Raw genomic sequence first — 457 nt, forward strand, 5'->3', positions numbered from 1 at the left:
TAAATATTTTTATTAATGTTATTTCTCCATTTCTCTTATTTCCCTCCAAAATAGTAGGTATAGTTAAGGCTGATATCACTACTTGCCATGCCTTGAACTGTGTTTCTAAAGTAGTATTGATACTCTAAAGACACTGCTTGATGTTTTCCAAAAAAGGCTATAAGACCAGCTTTAAGCGTAGGAAGGATAGAAGGAGTGCTTAATCTTGCTTCATTAGTAGTAGATAAAGTAGTGTTTGATGTTTCATTACTTTTTTCATTAGTTCTAATGGCAAGTCCTATGCCAGCTATATAACCTAGCTTAAAGTAAGTAGTAGTTTTTAGTTTAAAAGCTTGTATGAAATCTAGGTTTACTGAATACTGAGGATTAAAACTTGAAGTTGATCCTAGTGAGTTAGCACCCATACTTATAGTTGTTTGTAAGCCAAGAGTACTAGTCTTTCTTGTAGTAAAGATTG

General features: G+C 32.6%; 1 protein-coding gene. It reads right to left on the reverse strand.

Features of this window, described 5'->3' with window-relative positions; all coding sequences use genetic code 11:
- Positions 1 to 35: 35 nt before the first annotated feature.
- The coding region (locus BKH43_RS08590) for a hypothetical protein (RefSeq protein WP_172402362.1) at positions 36 to 457 on the reverse strand (422 nt) is incomplete at its 5' end.

Source organism: Helicobacter sp. 13S00401-1 (assembly GCF_002272925.1).
Lineage (GTDB): Bacteria > Campylobacterota > Campylobacteria > Campylobacterales > Helicobacteraceae > Helicobacter_I.